This window comes from Chloroflexota bacterium, assembly GCA_018648225.1.
In the GTDB taxonomy this organism is placed as follows: Bacteria; Chloroflexota; Anaerolineae; order Anaerolineales; family UBA11858; genus NIOZ-UU35.
Genome location: JABGRQ010000027.1, coordinates 1 through 17661, shown reverse-complemented (window position 1 = coordinate 17661; position 17661 = coordinate 1). Strand labels below are relative to the sequence as shown.

General features: G+C 50.6%; 16 protein-coding genes and 1 tRNA gene. 15 read left to right on the top strand and 2 right to left on the bottom strand.

The features are described 5' to 3' along the window. On the bottom strand, positions 1 to 1657 hold a 1657-nt coding region (locus tag HN413_00935), incomplete at its 3' end, for a GAF domain-containing protein (GenBank protein ID MBT3388954.1). Positions 1658 to 2049: 392 nt separating this feature from the next. Here HN413_00935 and ndhC point away from each other — a divergent pair. From ndhC to HN413_00865, 14 genes are all read left to right on the top strand, one after another. After that, positions 2050 to 2406, top strand: a complete 357-nt coding sequence (ndhC, locus tag HN413_00930; GenBank protein ID MBT3388953.1) for an NAD(P)H-quinone oxidoreductase subunit 3 — start codon at positions 2050 to 2052, stop codon at positions 2404 to 2406. 87 nt (positions 2407 to 2493) lie between these two features. Beyond that, the gene (nuoH, locus tag HN413_00925; GenBank protein ID MBT3388952.1) at positions 2494 to 3702 is read left to right on the top strand and encodes an NADH-quinone oxidoreductase subunit NuoH; all 1209 of its coding nucleotides are present in this window, start codon (positions 2494 to 2496) and stop codon (positions 3700 to 3702) included. Positions 3703 to 3716: 14 nt separating this feature from the next. Further along, entirely contained in the window at positions 3717 to 4223 is a 507-nt protein-coding gene (locus tag HN413_00920) for an NADH-quinone oxidoreductase subunit J (GenBank protein MBT3388951.1), read from the top strand. Positions 4224 to 4239: 16 nt separating this feature from the next. Continuing rightward, entirely contained in the window at positions 4240 to 4548 is a 309-nt protein-coding gene (nuoK, locus tag HN413_00915) for an NADH-quinone oxidoreductase subunit NuoK (GenBank protein ID MBT3388950.1), read from the top strand. A gap of 45 nt (positions 4549 to 4593) precedes the next feature. Continuing rightward, complete coding sequence (nuoL, locus tag HN413_00910) at positions 4594 to 6774, top strand: NADH-quinone oxidoreductase subunit L (GenBank protein ID MBT3388949.1); 2181 nt, start codon at positions 4594 to 4596, stop codon at positions 6772 to 6774. 15 nt (positions 6775 to 6789) lie between these two features. After that, complete coding sequence (locus HN413_00905; protein MBT3388948.1) at positions 6790 to 8370, top strand: NADH-quinone oxidoreductase subunit M; 1581 nt, start codon at positions 6790 to 6792, stop codon at positions 8368 to 8370. A 106-nt stretch (positions 8371 to 8476) separates the two neighbouring features. Continuing rightward, positions 8477 to 9967 (top strand): NADH-quinone oxidoreductase subunit M, encoded by a 1491-nt coding sequence (locus HN413_00900; protein ID MBT3388947.1) that lies wholly within the window; start codon positions 8477 to 8479, stop codon positions 9965 to 9967. Continuing rightward, positions 9967 to 11418, top strand: a complete 1452-nt coding sequence (locus tag HN413_00895; protein MBT3388946.1) for an NADH-quinone oxidoreductase subunit N — start codon at positions 9967 to 9969, stop codon at positions 11416 to 11418. The genes HN413_00900 and HN413_00895 overlap by 1 nt, the downstream gene beginning before the upstream one ends. A 267-nt stretch (positions 11419 to 11685) precedes the next feature. Continuing rightward, positions 11686 to 11901: a hypothetical protein gene (locus HN413_00890; GenBank protein ID MBT3388945.1), complete on the top strand. Its 216-nt coding sequence runs from the start codon at positions 11686 to 11688 to the stop codon at positions 11899 to 11901. Then, entirely contained in the window at positions 11885 to 12949 is a 1065-nt protein-coding gene (locus HN413_00885; GenBank protein ID MBT3388944.1) for a F0F1 ATP synthase subunit A, read from the top strand. The genes HN413_00890 and HN413_00885 overlap by 17 nt, the downstream gene beginning before the upstream one ends. Before the next feature lie 34 nt (positions 12950 to 12983). Further along, a complete protein-coding gene (atpE, locus tag HN413_00880) occupies positions 12984 to 13226 on the top strand; it encodes an ATP synthase F0 subunit C (protein ID MBT3388943.1) in 243 nt (80 codons plus the stop codon). Positions 13227 to 13239: 13 nt separating this feature from the next. After that, on the top strand, positions 13240 to 13965 hold the full coding sequence (gene atpF, locus HN413_00875) for a F0F1 ATP synthase subunit B (protein MBT3388942.1): 726 nt from the start codon (positions 13240 to 13242) through the stop codon (positions 13963 to 13965). A 164-nt stretch (positions 13966 to 14129) separates the two neighbouring features. Then, positions 14130 to 15698, top strand: a complete 1569-nt coding sequence (locus HN413_00870) for a UDP-N-acetylmuramoyl-L-alanyl-D-glutamate--2,6-diaminopimelate ligase (GenBank protein ID MBT3388941.1) — start codon at positions 14130 to 14132, stop codon at positions 15696 to 15698. A gap of 149 nt (positions 15699 to 15847) precedes the next feature. Further along, positions 15848 to 16465: a hypothetical protein gene (locus tag HN413_00865; GenBank protein MBT3388940.1), complete on the top strand. Its 618-nt coding sequence runs from the start codon at positions 15848 to 15850 to the stop codon at positions 16463 to 16465. Positions 16466 to 16527: 62 nt separating this feature from the next. Here the strand turns inward: HN413_00865 and HN413_00860 are convergent. After that, positions 16528 to 16602 (bottom strand) — tRNA-Pro (locus HN413_00860). Between the two features lie 83 nt (positions 16603 to 16685). Here HN413_00860 and HN413_00855 point away from each other — a divergent pair. Next, positions 16686 to 17661 (top strand): zinc-dependent alcohol dehydrogenase family protein (locus tag HN413_00855; GenBank protein MBT3388939.1); only part of this gene is annotated, 976 nt, incomplete at its 3' end.

Sequence of the window (17661 nt, the reverse complement as noted above, 5' to 3'; positions counted from 1 at the left end):
ACAGGGTAGACTTCTTGTCGGCTTTGTCCCCTCCCGCCGCATCAACCCTTAACCGATAGGCTGACGCGCTGATCAGAATTTGATTGGCGGCAGAATTTTCCTGGATACGTTTTGCGGTGTTGACGCTGTCGCCGATGGCAGTATAGTCAAGACGTTTTTCCGTTCCGACAAGGCCGAGCACGGCATCCCCGTAGTGGATTCCAATACCAAAGTCCAGATGCGCCTCCGGGGGGAGTTCTGTGTGCAAGGCGCGGATAGCTTCGCTAATCCCGAGGGCGGCGCGCACAGCCCGTAGCGTATGATCCTCTTGGGGGATGGGGGCGTTGAACCAGGCCATGACGGCATCGCCCATAAACTTGTCGATGGTACCCTCCTCGGTCAGCACCGCGTCGGCAGCAGCCGCAAGATATTGATTGAGGATTGAGACCAGTTCTTCTGGGGAGCGTTTTTCGCTGAAACTGGTGAAACCGCGAATATCAGCAAATAGGGCGGTGATTGTGGCGCGTTCACCGCCGAGTTGAATGCGGTCGGGTGTAAGCTGCTTGATCACCGCCGGGGAAACCATTTTCTCGAAGAGTCTGCGCTGGGCTTCGAGTCGTTTGCGCTCGGTGACATCGTCCAAAACGATAGCAACCCCTTGCGCGTCTTTGAGCGGCGAGAAGTTCAACCGCAGGTTCACAGGGCCGCGCTCTGGCAGTGTAGAGTTGATCTCCATGCCGATGATGGTCTGGTTGAAGCGCTGTACCAGATCAATGGGTTCACTTAGCTCATCAGCCAGTTCGGGCAGGCAGTCGTGGAGTTCATTTTGCATCATACAATCAGCTGCGCGGGCCAGAATTTGTTCAGCAGCGCGGTTGCACAGGGTGATTCGGTTTTGAGTGTTGGTAGTGAGTACACCGCTGGCAATTGAGGCGAAGACATTATCCATCAGATTTTTTAGTTCGGTGACTTCAGCCAGGGTTTGGCGCACAGAGGCGAACAGGCGCGCGTTTTCGATGGCAACCGCGGCCTGATTGGCAAATGCGGCCAGTAAGTCACGGTCAGAATTTGCGAATAATCCGGTGCGGATGCGGTTGTCGGCGTAGATAACACCGGTAAGCACATCCTTGACTTTGAGTGGTACGCATAAGATGGAACGCAAGTTATAGGCGATGATACTGTCTTGCCCGCCGAAGCGCGGGTCTTCGATGGCATTGGTGGTGACAATGGGTTGGCCTTCTTCGGCTACGCGGTCAATCACGGTGCGGCTGATCTTGAAGTCGGCATCCCGAATGGATTCTTGCTCCCAGTTACGCGCCACGCGCATTTGTAACTCATCGTTTTCGTCGCGTAGCATCAGGAATCCACGTTCCGCGCCCGTCAGGCGCACGATGGTATCCATCACAATGCGCAATACTTCGGGTAATTCTAATGATGAGTTTATTATTTGGCCGATATCGGCCAGGGCTTGGAGGTCTTTTAGTTTATCTTGTTGCCTGGATACTTGTTGAGCGGTGTGGCGAATCTGCTTGGAGACCTCCGAAATATCCGCCGCGATCGGGTTGGTGGATAGCTGCTTGTCTTCAGTCAGGCGGTCGCAGATGTTGTTGAGGTGTTCGCTAATCTGTTTTAGCTGCTGGCTGGTTTGAAGCATGAGGGTGGTTGAGTTTGTATCCATTTTCATGGCGCATCCATTGGGGCAGGTTCGTGTTATTTTTTTTGCACCCACTCGACAGGAGTCCGGTACTCCATCTTTTTTACCAGATTCGCCTGTGAATGTCCTAATAGTTTACCCTAAAAAGATTGATCTCAGCGATCTGCTCTGACAATATCACATGAGTAGAAACTCTGGGGTCGTTCAAACGGGAGTACAGATATTAAACACCCCTATTTGGGCTTGCCTGGCAATTGGTTATAGATAAATATCACAAAGTCTTATGAAGGATGTCCGTATCTCTCTATATCATTTATGGTAGAATCTGGCTCGGTTAGTTGCCTGGTAGCAATATGCGCAATATTCCGCGCATATTTGCCCGTTTATGGGTGTTTTGAAGTTCTAAAGGAGTTTCTATGCTTGATAATTGGCTTTATATTGGTTTGTTTATTATTGCAGCCATTTTGATTCCAGCGGTGGCCGTAATACTGCCCAGGTGGGTTGCGCCGCGTAAACCGAATGCTATAAAGCAAGAAACGTATGAGTGTGGTATGGAAACGGTTGGTGATGCCTGGGTACAGTTTAAAGTTCAGTATTATATTTTTGCGTTGGTATTTCTGATTTTTGATATCGAAACCGTATTTTTGTTTCCGTGGGCCGTCGCGTATGACAAGTTGCCCATGTTCGCGGTTATGGAGGGGGTTATTTTTATCGCCATTCTATTGGCAGGTTTAATGTATGCGTGGCGGAAGGGCGCATTAGAGTGGGCGTAAAAGGGCTGTAGATTTTCTCCAGCCTTTTTATTTGTCTCAAATTAACAACGAGTTGTATCGCTCTCGTTGGTGTAGGAGATATGTCGAATGGGTGATCCGATTAATCTGATTTCTCAGTGGTTTAATGATCTATTGCTCGGATGGGGTCTGGGCGAAAAGCTGGTGGCGGTACTCTCGCTCTTTGTGGGAGCTGCCATTCTCGTAACAGCAAGCCTTCTGACAGTGGTTGTGCTGATTTGGGTTGAGCGCAAGATCGCTGGTCGCTTGCAAGACCGCATTGGGCCAAACCGGGCGGGGCCTTTTGGCCTGCTTCAGCCGATTGCTGATATTATCAAAATCTTTACCAAAGAAATCACCACACCTGATGGCGCTGATAAAGTCGCCTTCAATATAGCGCCAGTCCTGGCAATTGCTTCTGTGCTGCTAATTTGGGCCGTCATTCCGATGGCTGCGACTGTGGTCGGCTCCGACATCAATGTGGGCGTTTTGTATATTGTGGCCGTTGGCTCTTTAGGGATCGTAGCCATTTTGATGGCAGGTTGGTCTTCCAATAATAAATTTGCATTATTAGGCGCTTTTCGAGCTGTGGCTCAGATGGTTTCTTATGAAGTGCCTATGGTGCTGACCCTGCTGATCCCGGTGTTACTGGCACGCTCGATGGGGATTAATGATATTGTCCAGGCTCAATCCACCTGGTTTATTGTAATTGCTCCATTGGCCGGGTTGATCTTTTTGATTACCTCGATGGCTGAAGTGGGACGTGCTCCATTTGACTTGATCGAAGCTGAATCGGAGATTGTGGCCGGGTTCCATGTAGAATATTCAGGCATGGCCTTTGGCATGTTCTATGTGAGCGAATTCTTGCATGTCTGGACGATTGGTGCCTTGATTGCCACGTTGTTTCTGGGCGGCTGGCGCGGCCCTGGGGCAGAAACCTGGCCGATTTTGGGTTTGTTCTATTTCTATATCAAAACCTTTGTTGGTTATTTCCTCATCACATGGATACGCCTCTCATTGCCACGCGTGCGTATCGATCAGCTCTTGTCCTTCAATTGGAAATTCCTCACTCCGTTAACACTTGTCATTCTGATTGTGACGGCAATCGTTGATAAAGCGTTGGCAATAGCCGGTGCTGCGCGTTGGCTTTATGTGCTGGTTATGTTGGCAGCGAATGTGCTGGTTGGGTGGGGTACCATGCTGGTTCTGAAGACTGTAGAACCCAATCGCCCTGGCCGTGTGCGGCAGGAATTTCCGCCTCGACCTGTTGCAGTAGCACCTGAGGCTGCTGATAACTGATTTGGAGTGTGTTCATGAGTGGTCTTGAAATTGTCTTTCTGATTGTTGCTGCTATGACGCTTTCAGCAGCCTTTATGGTCGTGACGACACAAAACCTGGTCCATGGTGCTTTGTGGTTAGTGCTGACCCTGTTTGGTGTTGCGGCGACCTTTGTATTATTAAATGCCACATTCCTGGCTGTGGTTCAGGTGGTGGTATATATCGGTGCCATTGCAATCTTGCTGATCTTTGCGATCATGCTTACCCGCAAAGTGATGCAGGATAGCACCTCGCAGACCAATGCCAATTGGATTGTAGCGGCCTTGTTGGGCTTGGTGCTGTTTGTGGGCATTGCCCAATTGTTGCGCAAATCATCAGCGGTGGGGATGATGATGCCTGCAATGGATGCTGCAGTAGACCCTGTCGTTCAATTGGGCGAAGTGCTTGTATCGCCAAATGCCTATGTACTGCCTTTTGAAGTAGCTTCAGTTTTGCTACTGGCAGCGCTGATTGGCTCTATTGTTGTGGCTTGGAAGAAGTAGAGAGGCTGAGATAATTATGATTTCCTTATCCTGGTATCTGATATTCGCTGCGGCGCTCTTCTCATTGGGATTATATGGCGTTTTAGCCCGCAAAAATGCCATTGCTATCCTAATGGGTATTGAGCTGATGCTGAATGCTGTCAATATCAATCTGGTAGCGTTTTGGCGCTATGGCGACCTGGCAATGATTACCGGTCAGGTTTTCGCGGTGATAGTTTTTGCGGTCGCTGCTGCGGAGGTTGCCGTTGGTTTGGCGCTGGTGATTTCGCTCTATCGCCGCCGCTCCAGTGTGGTTGCAGACGAAATTAATCTGATGAAGTGGTAGCAACGTTAGAATGTTGAAGCGTTTGAACGTTTTAGTGAGGCATTTATGACAACAGAACTATTGATTTGGCTGATCCCTCTCCCGCCGCTGCTGGCCTTTTTCTTGATTGTACTGTTCACCAATCGTAATCGGGCGCTTAGCCATACGATCGCAGTGGGTGCAGCGTTGCTTTCTTGGGCCGGGAGCATGGTGGTTTTTTGGCGTGCGTTCCAGGCGGGCGCGCATCATCTTGGGGCAGAACCGTTTGCATCATCGCTCAAATGGCTACCAACCGGGGAAACCTGGTTCAGCATCGGTGTGCTGATTGACCCCCTCGGGGCTGCAGTACTTTTCTTTGTTGCCTGGACGGTTTTGATGATCTTCCTTTATAGTGTTGGTTACCATAATTTCGGCCAGCCTAAAGGTGACCACGATCGCAAGGGTTTACCACCGCACGGCGCAACCATCACTGATGACCACGGGCACAAGCACACCGTTCCATCTATTGAGCCGATGTACTCACGCTTCTTTGCGTTTATTGGCTTGTTTGCTTTCGGTATGTACACCCTGGTGGTCTCCGATAACCTGCTAACGCTTTTCGTTGGCTGGGAGATCATGGGCTTGTGTTCTTATTTGCTGATTGGTTTCTGGTATGGTAAACCCTCGGCGCGGGCGGCGATGATCAAAGCTTTCATCACTACGCGCGTGGGCGATGTTTTTATGCTCTTGGGGATCGCGTTCCTGTACTCGAAAGCTGGCACGCTTAATTTCCGCGAGATTTTCTTCAATGAAGAATTCCTGCATCATTTGGCGAGCGAACCCTCCGGGTTCCTGGGTCTCTCTGCTGCAGGATTGATCGGTATTTTGCTCTTCATCGGTACGGTGGGCAAATCGGCGCAATTCCCGCTGCATGTCTGGTTGCCCGATGCGATGGAAGGTCCGACTCCGGTTTCAGCCATGATTCACGCCGCCACCATGGTTTCGGCGGGCGTCTACATGGTCATTCGCATGTTCCCGCTGCTCTCGGCGGGGATGGAACATGGTCATCTGACTGACCCGATGAAGGTAATGGCCTTTATTGGCGCGTTCACAGCGCTCTTTGCAGCTACCATTGCAATCGCGCAAAACGACATCAAACGTGTGCTGGCCTACTCGACCATTTCGCAATTGGGTTATATGATCGCAGCTCTCGGTATTGGCGCATACGTGGCGGCAGCTTTTCACCTGATTACGCATGCCTTTTTCAAGGCGCTGCTCTTCCTTGGCTCTGGTTCGGTGATTCATGGCATGGAGCATGGGGTATATCATACCGGCGATCACAGCGTAGACCCGCAAGATATGTTCAATATGGGTGGCCTGCGCAAGAAGATGCCCGTCACTTTCTGGACATTCTTGCTGGGCGGATTTGCCCTCTCTGGCTTCCCGTTGGTGACGGCAGGCTTTTGGTCGAAAGATGAGATTTTTGCCGACGCCTTCGCCCACGGTCATTATACGGTTTTCATTGTGTTGGCGATCGCCGCTTTTCTGACGGCTTTCTACACCATGCGCCAGATTACGCTCTCTTTCTTGGGGGAAGCGCGCACTAAGGAAGCCGAACACGCCCATGAGACTCCCTGGACAATGACCACGCCCCTGGCGATATTGGCTTTCTTTGCTGTAACCTATGGCTGGGTCGGCATCCCCGAGGAGTTCCCTGTTCTCGGTGGTCTGCTCCCCAACTGGTTCCACGACTGGATCGGCAGTACTTTGCTGCACCACCCCGAGGGCGTAAAATTTAGCATCGTTCCGCTGCTAACCTCTTTGGGCGTGGCACTGGGCGGCCTGTTCTTCGGCTGGCTGGTCTATCGCAATGTCAAGGTTGGTCAGGAAGATCCGCTCAAAAAGCCGTTGGGGTCGCTATATACGTTGTTCCAGAACAAATATTACTTCGACGAAATTTACGATGTCATTTTTGTCAAACCGGCGATCTGGTTCTCGGAAATTTTCTCTTACCAGTGGATGGATCGCGGCGTGATTGATGGCGCACTGCATGGCATTGCCCGCACCGTGCCTGCGGTGGGTACATTCTTCCGCTCGACGATTGACTGGGCGATTAACTGGTTTGGTGATGCCGTGGGTGACGTGGCGAAGAAATTTGGTAGCAGCATTCGTGTGATCCAAACCGGGCGCGTGCAGCAGTATATGGTGATTACACTGATACTGGTTTTCAGCACGCTATTCTATTACCTGTACAGTTTGATTCCTTAGGATGAGGAGCGAATAATGGATTTTATTGCAAGCAATTTGCTAACGCTGATCCTTTTCCTTCCGGCCTTGTCGGCAGTTGTGGTTGCACTGTTGCCGAGCGAAGAGAAAAATCTGATCCGCTGGACGGCCTTTATCCTGAGTTTGATCCCCCTGGGCCTGACGTTGTTGCTTTGGGTCAACTTTGATTCAGCGGTGGCCGGGTTCCAATTCGAAACAACACATACTTGGTATGCGGCCATCAAATCATCTTTCCACCTGGGAGTGGATGGCGTGTCGCTGGCGATGGTTTTATTAACCACCTTGCTGACCCCGATCTCATTGCTGGCTTCCTTCAGCGTGCAAGATCGTGTCAAAGGATATATGGCGCTTTTCCTGATGCTGGAAACGGGTATGCTGGGTGTATTTCTCTCCCTCGATCTGTTACTCTTCTTTGTTTTCTGGGAAATTGGTCTGGTGCCGATGTACTTCCTGATCAATCAGTGGGGTAGCGAGAAGGGCGAGCGCGAATTATGGGGCGGCATGAAGGTGAAATCTCGCACGTATGCCTCCTTTAAGTTTATGATCTATACCATGGCCGGTTCGCTTGGACTTTTGTTGGCCGTGCAGTTGATGGGCATTGTTGGCGATACATTTGACCTGACAAAGCTCTTCGTCATTTGGCCCAATATCACCGAGTTGACTAATGTCGGCCCATTGGGATTGTCGGTGGCGACGGTCAAGGTAATTGTTTTCTGGGCTTTTGCGATTGCATTTGCGCTCAAAGTTCCCGTGTGGCCTTTCCACACTTGGCTGCCCGACGCGCATACCGAAGCACCTACTGCTGGTTCGATGATTCTGGCTGGTGTGCTGCTGAAACTGGGCGCTTATGGCTTCATCCGTTTGGTGCTGCCGTTATTCCCTGCCGAAGCGCGCCAATTCTCAGGCGTTCTGGCAATTTTGGCTGTGATGGCGATTGTCTTCGGCGCCTTTAGTTCGTTTGGCCAAAAAGACTTCAAGCGGCTGGTAGCTTATTCATCGGTCAACCACATGGGTTTTGTGGTGCTGGGCATTGCTGCCGCAGCTTATGCTCAGGGCACGCAGAGTGGCACCATCGCTATGAATGGTGCGGTCTTGCAGATGTTCAACCACGGTCTTTCCGCTGCCGGGATGTTTTTCCTGGTAGGCGTGATTTACGAGCGGACGCATACCCGCAACCTGGATGAGTTTGGCGGCCTGTTCCCGCTGGTGCCGGTGTATGGCGGCATTCTCATCTTTACATCAATGGCCTCGCTTGGTTTACCGGGCCTAAATGGTTTTGTCTCCGAGTTTCTGGTCGTGCGCGGTTCTTGGGGCGCAGGCTGGGCCTTCCCTCTCTTCACAGCCCTTTCGATGATCGGGTTGTTGTTTACGGGTGCTTATATCCTCAAAGGGATCAAGCAGGTATTGCATGGCCCGTTGAACGAGCATTGGGCACATGCTGGCGAACACCGTCTCACCGAAATCAATGCCCGCGAACTTTTTGTCATCGCTCCCCTGATGGTGATGATGCTCTGGCTCGGCGTTTGGCCTGCCTGGCTGCTGGATGTAATCAACCGGGCTGTTGAGATGCTGTTTTAGTTATGTAGTTTCTTAGTTGCGTAGTTCTTAGTTACATAGTTCAGAGTTTTAAAACTACATAACTACCGAACTAATCAACTAACCAACTACTAACCTGAGGTGAAATATGCAATTTCCGATCATTAGTGTGATTGTTTTTACTCCGCTTATCACGGGGATGCTCATCTTATTGATGAATGGTGAGCGCAAGACAGAAATCCGTGTGACTGCTTTGGCAGCATCGGCTTTTGCCTTGTTGCTCTCCCTGTGGGTGTACTTTTCCTACGATCTCGCCGCGGGCGGGTATCAATTTGTTGAAAAATACTCATGGCTTCCCCAATTAGGCATTTCGTATTACGTTGGCGTAGACGGCATGAATGTCCCGCTGTTGTTGCTCACGGGTGTGGTGATGTTCACCGGCGTGCTCATCTCCTGGGGCATCGACGACCGTCCGCGCGAATTTTTTGCCTTCTTATTCATCCTGGCAACGGGCGTCTTCGGTGTTTTCGTAGCTCTGGATATGTTCATGCTGTTCTTCTTCTACGAAATCGCTGTTTTCCCGATGTTTTTGTTGATTGCCATTTGGGGATGGGTAAAAACGCGCGAATACGCCGCTATGAAGTTGACCCTGTATTTGTTCATCGGTTCGGTGATCGCGCTGATCGGCGCGCTGGCAATGTACTTTACATCCGGATTGGGCACTTTCGATATGATCGCCCTCGAGGGGGCGGGCTTTTCGCTGGCCTTCCAGAAATTCTGGTTCCCATTTGTCTTTATGGGCTTTGCTATTTTGGGCGGTATCTGGCCCTTCCACAACTGGTCCCCCGATGGGCACGTCGCCGCCCCCACGGCGGTTTCGATGTTCCACGCCGGGGTGCTGATGAAACTTGGGGCCTTCGCTGCTCTGCGGGTTGGCATTATGTTGCTGCCTGAAGGCGCCAAATTCTGGATGCCCTGGGTGATTTTATTAACCATCGTTAATGTGGTTTATGGTGCTTATATCGCCTCGGTACAGACCGACTTCAAATATGTGATCGGTTTCTCATCGGTTTCGCACATGGGGCTGGTGGCGATGGGCTTTGCTACACTCAACCGCGAGGGTATGATCGGCGCCGGGGTGCAGATGTTCTCGCACGGCGTGATGACCGCCCTCTTCTTTGCCGTCGTCGGTATGATCTACGATCGGGCACACACTCGCCAAATTCCCGAACTGGGCGGCTTTTTCAAGAAAATGCCCTTGGTTGGTTTGGCCTTCATTATCGGTGGTATGGTTTCAATGGGTATGCCCGGTTTCTCTGGTTTCATCGCCGAGTTTCCCATTTTCATGGGTGTGTGGAAGTATCAACCCTGGATTGCGATTGTCTCCGGGATTTCTATCGTGATTACCGCATCCTACATTATTCGCATTATTACCAGCGTGTTCTTTGGCAAAATGCCAGAGCAATTCGAGTTTGGCGATGACCACCACGAACCGATTGGTAATGTAACCGTACTCGATAAAGTCGCGGTGATTTTCTTGTCTGTAATTCTGATGACTGTTGGCGCATTCCCTTCGGTGATGGTGCCGCTGGTTGAATCGGGCGTCGACAATATCCTGCGCCTGCTAGGAGGTGCCTAGTGTTTGGTAGCATTACCTCAACCATGATACTGGCAATTTTGCCAGAGATCCTTTTGCTGGTTGTAGCTGGATTGGTGTTGATTTTTGACGCGGTCTGGCCCGAAGAGAAGCGCCGCGCCCTGGGATGGGTAACGGCCTTTGGTCTGGTGTTGGTTCTGGCCTTGGGGTTGGCATTTGCCTCCCCAGGGGATTCGGGTCAACTGCTCTGGGGCGGGATGATTCGCCACGATTGGGCTGGATTCATCTTCAAGATGCTCTTCATTTTTGGTGCGGCAATTACAGCCCTCTTGGCAATGGATGTCGACGGCCTCGGCAATCGCGGCGAGTTCTATGTACTCTTGCTGGTCTCAACCATCGGAATGAGTTTGATGGCAACCTCCGCCGATCTGATTATGCTCTATCTGGCAATTGAAACTACATCAATCCCCATGTATGTGTTAGCCGGGTTCTTCAAGCGCGATGATAAATCCACTGAAGCCGGTTTCAAATACTTGCTCTTCGGCGCAATGGCCTCTGCGCTGATGCTTTATGGTTTCAGCCTGCTCTTTGGTTTCACCGGCGTTACTGGTCTTTACGATCTGGCGCTGGCTATTCAAACCGTTGGCACAGATTTTGCAGTCGTAATTTTGTCTATGTTGTTGATTTTGGTGGGTTTTGGCTTCAAAATTTCAGCCTTCCCACTTCATTTCTGGGCTCCCGATGTTTACGAAGGCGCACCGACTCCCGTGGCCGGATTCCTTTCTACGGCATCCAAAGCAGCCGGATTTGCCGTTTTGGTGCGCGTTTTTATGAGCGCCTTTCCAGCTCTGACCGATAACTGGACGATGCTGTTCGCTGTGATTGCCACAATCACCATGACCGTCGGCAATGCCATCGCCCTGGCGCAGAAAAATATCAAGCGTATGCTGGCCTACTCGTCGATTGCCCACGCGGGCTATATCCTGGTTGGTGTGGTAACTTTTTCAGAGTTGGGCATTGCCAGCGTGATCTTCTACTTGATTGCCTATTTACTGACGAACATGGCCGCCTTCGGTGTTATTGCCGTCGCCGGGAACGCACTTGGTTCTGATGAGACTGAAGCCTATGACGGCCTCAGCCGTCGTTCACCGGGCCTGGCGCTGGTCATGTTGGTTGCTTTCCTCTCTCTGGCTGGTATGCCTCCCTTTGGCGGGTTTATCGCCAAAGTCTTGGTCTTTGCCGCCGCCGTAAAAGATGGCTGGATATGGTTGGCTTTTGTCGGTATTTTGAACTCAATTATCGGTCTGTACTACTATTTAGTGGTGCTGAAACGAGTTTATTTGTATCGCTCTGAGAAAGAAGATCAACCAATTATAATCAGCCGCCCTTACCGTATTGCGCTGACGGTGCTTTCATTGGGTATTTTATTACTCGGCGCTTTCTTTGCTCCCTGGTTTACCTGGTCATCTGGCGCGGCTGCCGGATTATTTTAGTATGACAAGCGACGGCAGTTCACTAAAAACAGCGTTTGGTGGACTGTCGTCGTTCCTCTCGCCCATTTGGATGAGCCAAATCCCGACGACATCGCCTTATTTGGGGATTTGTGATTAATATTTCAAATATTTGTTGACGTGCTGTAAAATTCTGTGTTACAATGCGCCGCGATGAGCCAAGTCAGCGAACCTACAAAGACTCCTGCCCAGAAGCCATTTGTTATGCGTACGGTTGCGCTTGGTGGGGAAATAGGATGTCTAACTCTTATGATCGTATTAGCCGCCGTATTCGGCGGCTTGTGGCTTGATCGTATCATTGGCACAGAAAAACCAATTATTACCATCATTCTTGTATTAGTCTCAGCGCCATTATCACTTGCTCTGACATATTGGCGAGCTTTACAAGTTGTGAAAGATATTCAGGCCTCCCCCTCAGAAGAGGGTCAGGCCAATTTTACAAAGGAGGATGAAACCGTTGAGTAGTGATGTAAAACAAGAAAAACGGTTTGGGGTAAAACGGTGGATTGTACTGGCTTTGATTGGCGTGGGGATTTACGTCTCTTTCATGGGTCCGACATTCCTGCGACCGATCACACCGGTTGTTGTTTTGCCTCCTGAACCCACAGGTTTGGCCATTGGCGGATTTGAAATCACCAACACGATTTTGGCGACCTTGTTGGCAGATTTTGTTCTGCTTTTAGTGGCCTTTAGCGCATGGCGTTTCATTAAAAAGGGCAGCCTTGTGCCGAAAGGATTTTATAATGCCTTCGAGGCCATCATTGAATTCTTGTGGAATTCAGTTGAAGGATCAGCAGGAGCAAAATGGGGGAAGCGCATCTTCCCCGTTGTTGCCACGATTTTCCTGATTGTCTTCACAGCCAACATGGTCAAGCTCGCACCGGGCTTTGAATCGATTGGTCAGTTGAAAGAAATGCACATTGAAGGTACCGCTTACGAATCGAAGCATCTTTTTGATCTGGGTAGCCTGGGGGTATACACCCTCGATAAGGGCCATCCGATTGAAGTTGTAGCTGCCCACGGTGAGGAAGAAGTTGCCCACGGCGAAGAAATGGCTGTGGAAGAACATGGCGGCACAACGGTATGTCACGCCTGTGAAGTTGTCCCCTTCTTGCGTGGATCGGCAACCGATCTAAACTTCCCATTTGCATTAGCCTTCATTGCAGTATTTATGACGCAAGTTTACGGCGTTTGGGCTTTAGGGATGAGCTATTTTGAGAAATTCTTCCCCATTAAGCAAGTTATTCACGGTGGTATTTTTGGTGGTATCAACTTTGCGGTGGGTTTGTTGGAGATTATTCTTGAATTTGCCAAGATCCTATCGTTTGGTTTCCGGTTGTTCGGCAATATTTTCGCTGGTGCACTGTTGCTTTCAATTATCGGTGTACTGACAGCCGTGGGCCTGCCTGCCGGGTTGTATCTTTTTGAGATCTTCTTCGGCGCTATTCAAGCTTATGTGTTCTTCTTGCTCGCTACCGTCTTCATTAGCGGCGCGCTGGAGAGCCACCACTAGAAATTATCAATACTTAAAGTTTTTGGAGGAAAAAATGGAGTTTAATGAATTCTTTGTCGCAGGTATGAAAGTACTCGGCGCTGGTTTGGCAATGTTGGGTGCGATTGGCGCTGGTGTTGGTGTCGGTATTGCTGCCTCAGGTGGCGTTCAGGCCATGGGGCGCAATCCAGACGCAACCCCCACCATCCAGACAAATATGATTTTGGGTATGGCTTTCGCAGAAGCAGTCGCGATTTACGCGCTGGCTGTTGCCCTGATCATCATCTTCGCCGCCTAAACCGGAGCGATCAATGGAAAAATTAGGTATCAATTTAGGATTTTTCATCTTCCAGGTTCTCAACTTCTCTGTTGTGGCGGTCTTGCTTTATGCGTGGGCTTATAAGCCGATTGTCAAAATGCTTGAAGAGCGCAAAAACAAGGTTGCTCAGGGATTAGAGGATGCCCGCGTGGCGGCTGAAGCCCGCGAGAATGCGGAAGAGGAAGCCAAAAATATTTTGGCTGAAGCACAAACAAATGCAAATCAGGTTGTAAGCGAAGCCACACAGCGCGCGGAAGAAGCCGCTAAACAGGTCAAGGCATCTGCTGAGCAAGACCTTGAAAAACAGCGTAATGCTGCGATGATAGAAGCTGAGTTAGAGCGCGACCGTATGTTGGCCGATGTGCGCGGGCAGATTGCCGCGCTAGCCGTTGCTGCTTCTCAGAAACTGATTGGTGAAGCGCTTACCGAAGAACGTCAGCACGCTTTGATTAATGAGTTCTTCTCTGGTGTCGAGGGTGGTAAGGTTGTTGCGTTGGAAGGCGTGTCTGTATCGGGCGCGGCCGCTGACGTGACCAGCGCGGTTCCGCTCACCAATAAAGAACAGGATGTTGTTAAGGCTCGACTTGGTGAACAAGTATCCGTGAGTTTCCGTGTAGACCCCTCCATCTTGGGTGGTCTGGTAATCCGCGTTGGCGATAAAGTTCTCGATAATTCTGTTGCCAGCAGCTTGGAAGAGTTGCGTCAAAGTTTACACTAGATTGGCGTGAACAGTTTGTAGCTGACTGCCCCCTTCTTCGGATAGGGATTTGGCATTGAAAAGAATAAAGAGGAGTGGTAGATTTTTTCTGCCACTCCCCTTGTTTATTGGGGTATCATTCTTTTGTGATGGCATAGCCTTCACAAGAACAGTGCAAACCACAGATGTTGCAACCCTCAAATATCCACAAATTATCTACTTTATTTCAGCATTTACCCTCGGTGATGCAAACGCTGGGCTATGACCCGATCGTCACGGGGATCACGCACGATTCTCGCCGCGTCCAACCGGGGAGTATTTTTGTTGCTATTCCTGGCGAAAATGTCGATGGGCATCAGTATATCCCTGATGCGATAGTCAAAGGTGCGGTAGCCGTATTGGGCACGCAGTTACAGCCCGAAAGCGGCGCACACTATTTCCGCGTGCAAAATGCCCGTAAAGCATTGGCAACGCTGGCAGCTGCCTTTTACGATTTTCCAGCGCAGAAGCTGACGGTGATTGGCGTCACTGGCACTGATGGAAAAACAACCACGGCGAACTTTATTTTTGAAATTCTTAAGGCAGCAGACATTCGTGCTGGGATGATCTCGACCGTGAATGCAGTGATCGGCGAACAAGTTGCCGATACCGGTTTCCATGTCACTACACCCGAAGCGCCCGATGTGCAGCGCTACCTCGCGCAGATGGTGGATGCTGGTTTGACCCATGTGGTGCTGGAGGCGACATCGCATGGCTTGGCGCAAGAACGCGTCGCGGCGTGTGATTTTGATTTGGGGGCAGTCACCAATATTATGCACGAGCATCTCGATTATCATGGCACCTATGAGGCTTATCGCGCGGCCAAGGGACGCCTCTTTGCATCTTTAGCGGCCACCCACACAAAGCCCCGCGGGAATTTCCGCACCGCTGTGCTGAATCGGGATGATCCATCGTATGATTATCTACATGCACTGGTTACACCTCCCACTCAGCAAATTTCTTATGGATTGCACCCCGAGGCTGATATTCGCGCCCATACAATTCGCTCAACATCTGCCGGGATCGCATTCGAGCTTGCTGGCCCCGGTTTTACGCTGGAGTTAAAAACTCAACTTTTGGGTGAATATAATGTGTATAATATCATGGCCGCAATTGGAGTAACCGTTGCCGGTTTGGGGATAGAACCGGACGCGGCTCGCGCAGGGGTTGCAGCGCTTGAAGGTATACAGGGCCGGATGCAGCCTATCGATATGGGGCAGAATTTCCTGGCAATTGTGGATTTTGCGCACACGCCCAACGCATTGCGGCGCGCCCTTGAAGCGGGTCGTGCCATGACCGAAGGGCGCATTATCGCAGTATTTGGCTCTGCCGGATTGCGCGATCGTGAAAAGCGCCGTCTGATGGCCGAAGTTTCAGCCGAACTGGCAGATCTGACTGTGTTGACCGCCGAAGACCCGCGCACCGAATCGCTGGATGCTATTTTGGAAGAGATGATTGCGGGGGCGAAATCCCGCGGCGCAGTAGAAGGTAAAAATTTGTGGCGCGTGCCAGATCGCGGCGGCGCGATTCGCTTTGCGCTTGATCTGGCTCAGCCATGGGATGCTGTATTGGTCTGTGGTAAGGGGCACGAACAATCGATGTGTTTTGGCGAGATTGAATACCTCTGGGATGATGGTATTGCCCTCACCGCAGCTTTGGCAGATTATCTCGATGTGCCCGGTCCGGAGATGCCGCGTTTGCCCACCTCGGCATAGTACATTTTGCCTGCTGCATTCAATCTTGACAGTCTACTGGCTTTGCACTACGATATTCTCAGTTTCGCTTATATCTGCTCAGGAATCTGGGCAGCTACTTCGTTATTTTTTGCAATGCTTGTACGTTGAGCATCATAAAGGAGATAAACATGAAAAAGCAGCACACCATTCGTGGAATAGTATTTCTGCTTACGCTGGTGGCTTTGGTTTTTGCGGCCATTGTTCCGCAAACCAATGTTCTTGCCCAAGATGCAGATCTCGTCCGCCTCACAATCAACAATAAAAGTGGGCGAGATATTTGGTATCGGCTTGACGCCAAGGAATTTGACCGCCATGACTATTATTATTTTCATATTCCGGCTGGCGAAGCGCGGTATTACACGCCCGCGCGCGGCGTTTATGAGTACATCCTGTACGCTTGCGGGATCAATGTGAAAGGCGAATTAGACCTCTCCACTCATAAAGTTATCAATGTGCCCGAATGTGGCATGAAATCGCATTATGGCCCGCAAGACCAGGAAAATATCGAAGACGTGGGCGATCAATTACGGCTGGTTGATGTTACTCTCGTAAACGACTCCGGGCGCTATATGAAACTGATTCTCGAAGGACCGAGTGTCTTCGTGTTCCAATTATTCGCGGAAGAAGAAAAAGAATACACCATCCCGATGGGCTATTACGAAGTTACCATGTATGGTTGTGGTGGTACTCATCATCTCACCTTCTATGCCCGCTTCCACAAGGTTAAAGAATTTACCTGCCCGTAACCAGTGGCCCAATATACATTGACCTAAACAAAAACGCCAGTGATTTTTCACTGGCGTTTTTGTCGGGATGGTGGGATTCGAACCCACGGCCTCGCCGACCCGAACGGCGCGCGCTGGCCGGGCTGCGCCACATCCCGTAATAGCGGCGTGATTATAACGTACCCCAAAACCTTTGACAAGCCCATTCCTGCGAAATTTGCTTTGAAAGCGAGGTAGCATCATGCAAGCCATGCAGTTGAACCATTTTCAACAGGTTGAAAATAATCCACTCACGCTGGTAGATACGCCGCTGCCTGAGGCGAAAGCCGGGCAAGTTCGCATTCACGTTGAAGTATGCGGTGTTTGCCATACCGATCTTCATACTGTTGAAGGAGAAATTCTGCCCCCGAAAATGCCCATCATTCCTGGCCATCAGGTGGTTGGCGTTGTAGATCAACTTGGCGAAGACGTGACCCATCCCACATTGGGCAGCCGTGTGGGTGTTCCCTGGCTCTATGATGTTTGTGGTGAGTGTACTTTTTGTCTTTCTGGAAATGAGAATCTATGCCCTGAAGCGCGTTTTACCGGTTTTCATATAGATGGCGGCTACGCTGAATATATGTTGGCCGAAGCGAAATATGCCTTGCCTATCCCCAAAGGTCTGACTAGCGCATACGCCGCCCCGCTCCTGTGTGCGGGCATAATTGGTTATCGTTCATTGAAACAGGCAGACTTGGAGCCAGGAGAGCGTTTGGGGCTGGTAGGTTTTGGGGCCATCGCTCATCTTGCCATTCAGGTTGCCCGCCATTGGGATTGTGAAATCTATGTTTTCACGCGTTCGCCTGACCATCGTCACCATGCGCTGGAATTGGGCGCGGCCTGGGTTGGCGGCTCGGAAGATACTCCGCCAAATACATTGGATCGCGCTATCATCTTTGCTCCGGCTGGAGAATTGGTGCCAAAAATGCTCGCGAAATTGCGCCCTGGGGGAACTCTGGCAATTAACGCCATTTATATGTCGCCGATCCCTGAGATGCCATACGACCTCATCTATGCTGAGCGGACTCTACGCAGTGTTGCCAATGCAACCTATCAGGATGGGGTCGAATTGCTGGATTTGGCGATGGAAATTCCGATACAGGCAACCACCCAGCAATATGCGCTGCCCGATGCCAACCGGGCTTTATTCGATCTCAAATATAGCCGTTTCAATGGTG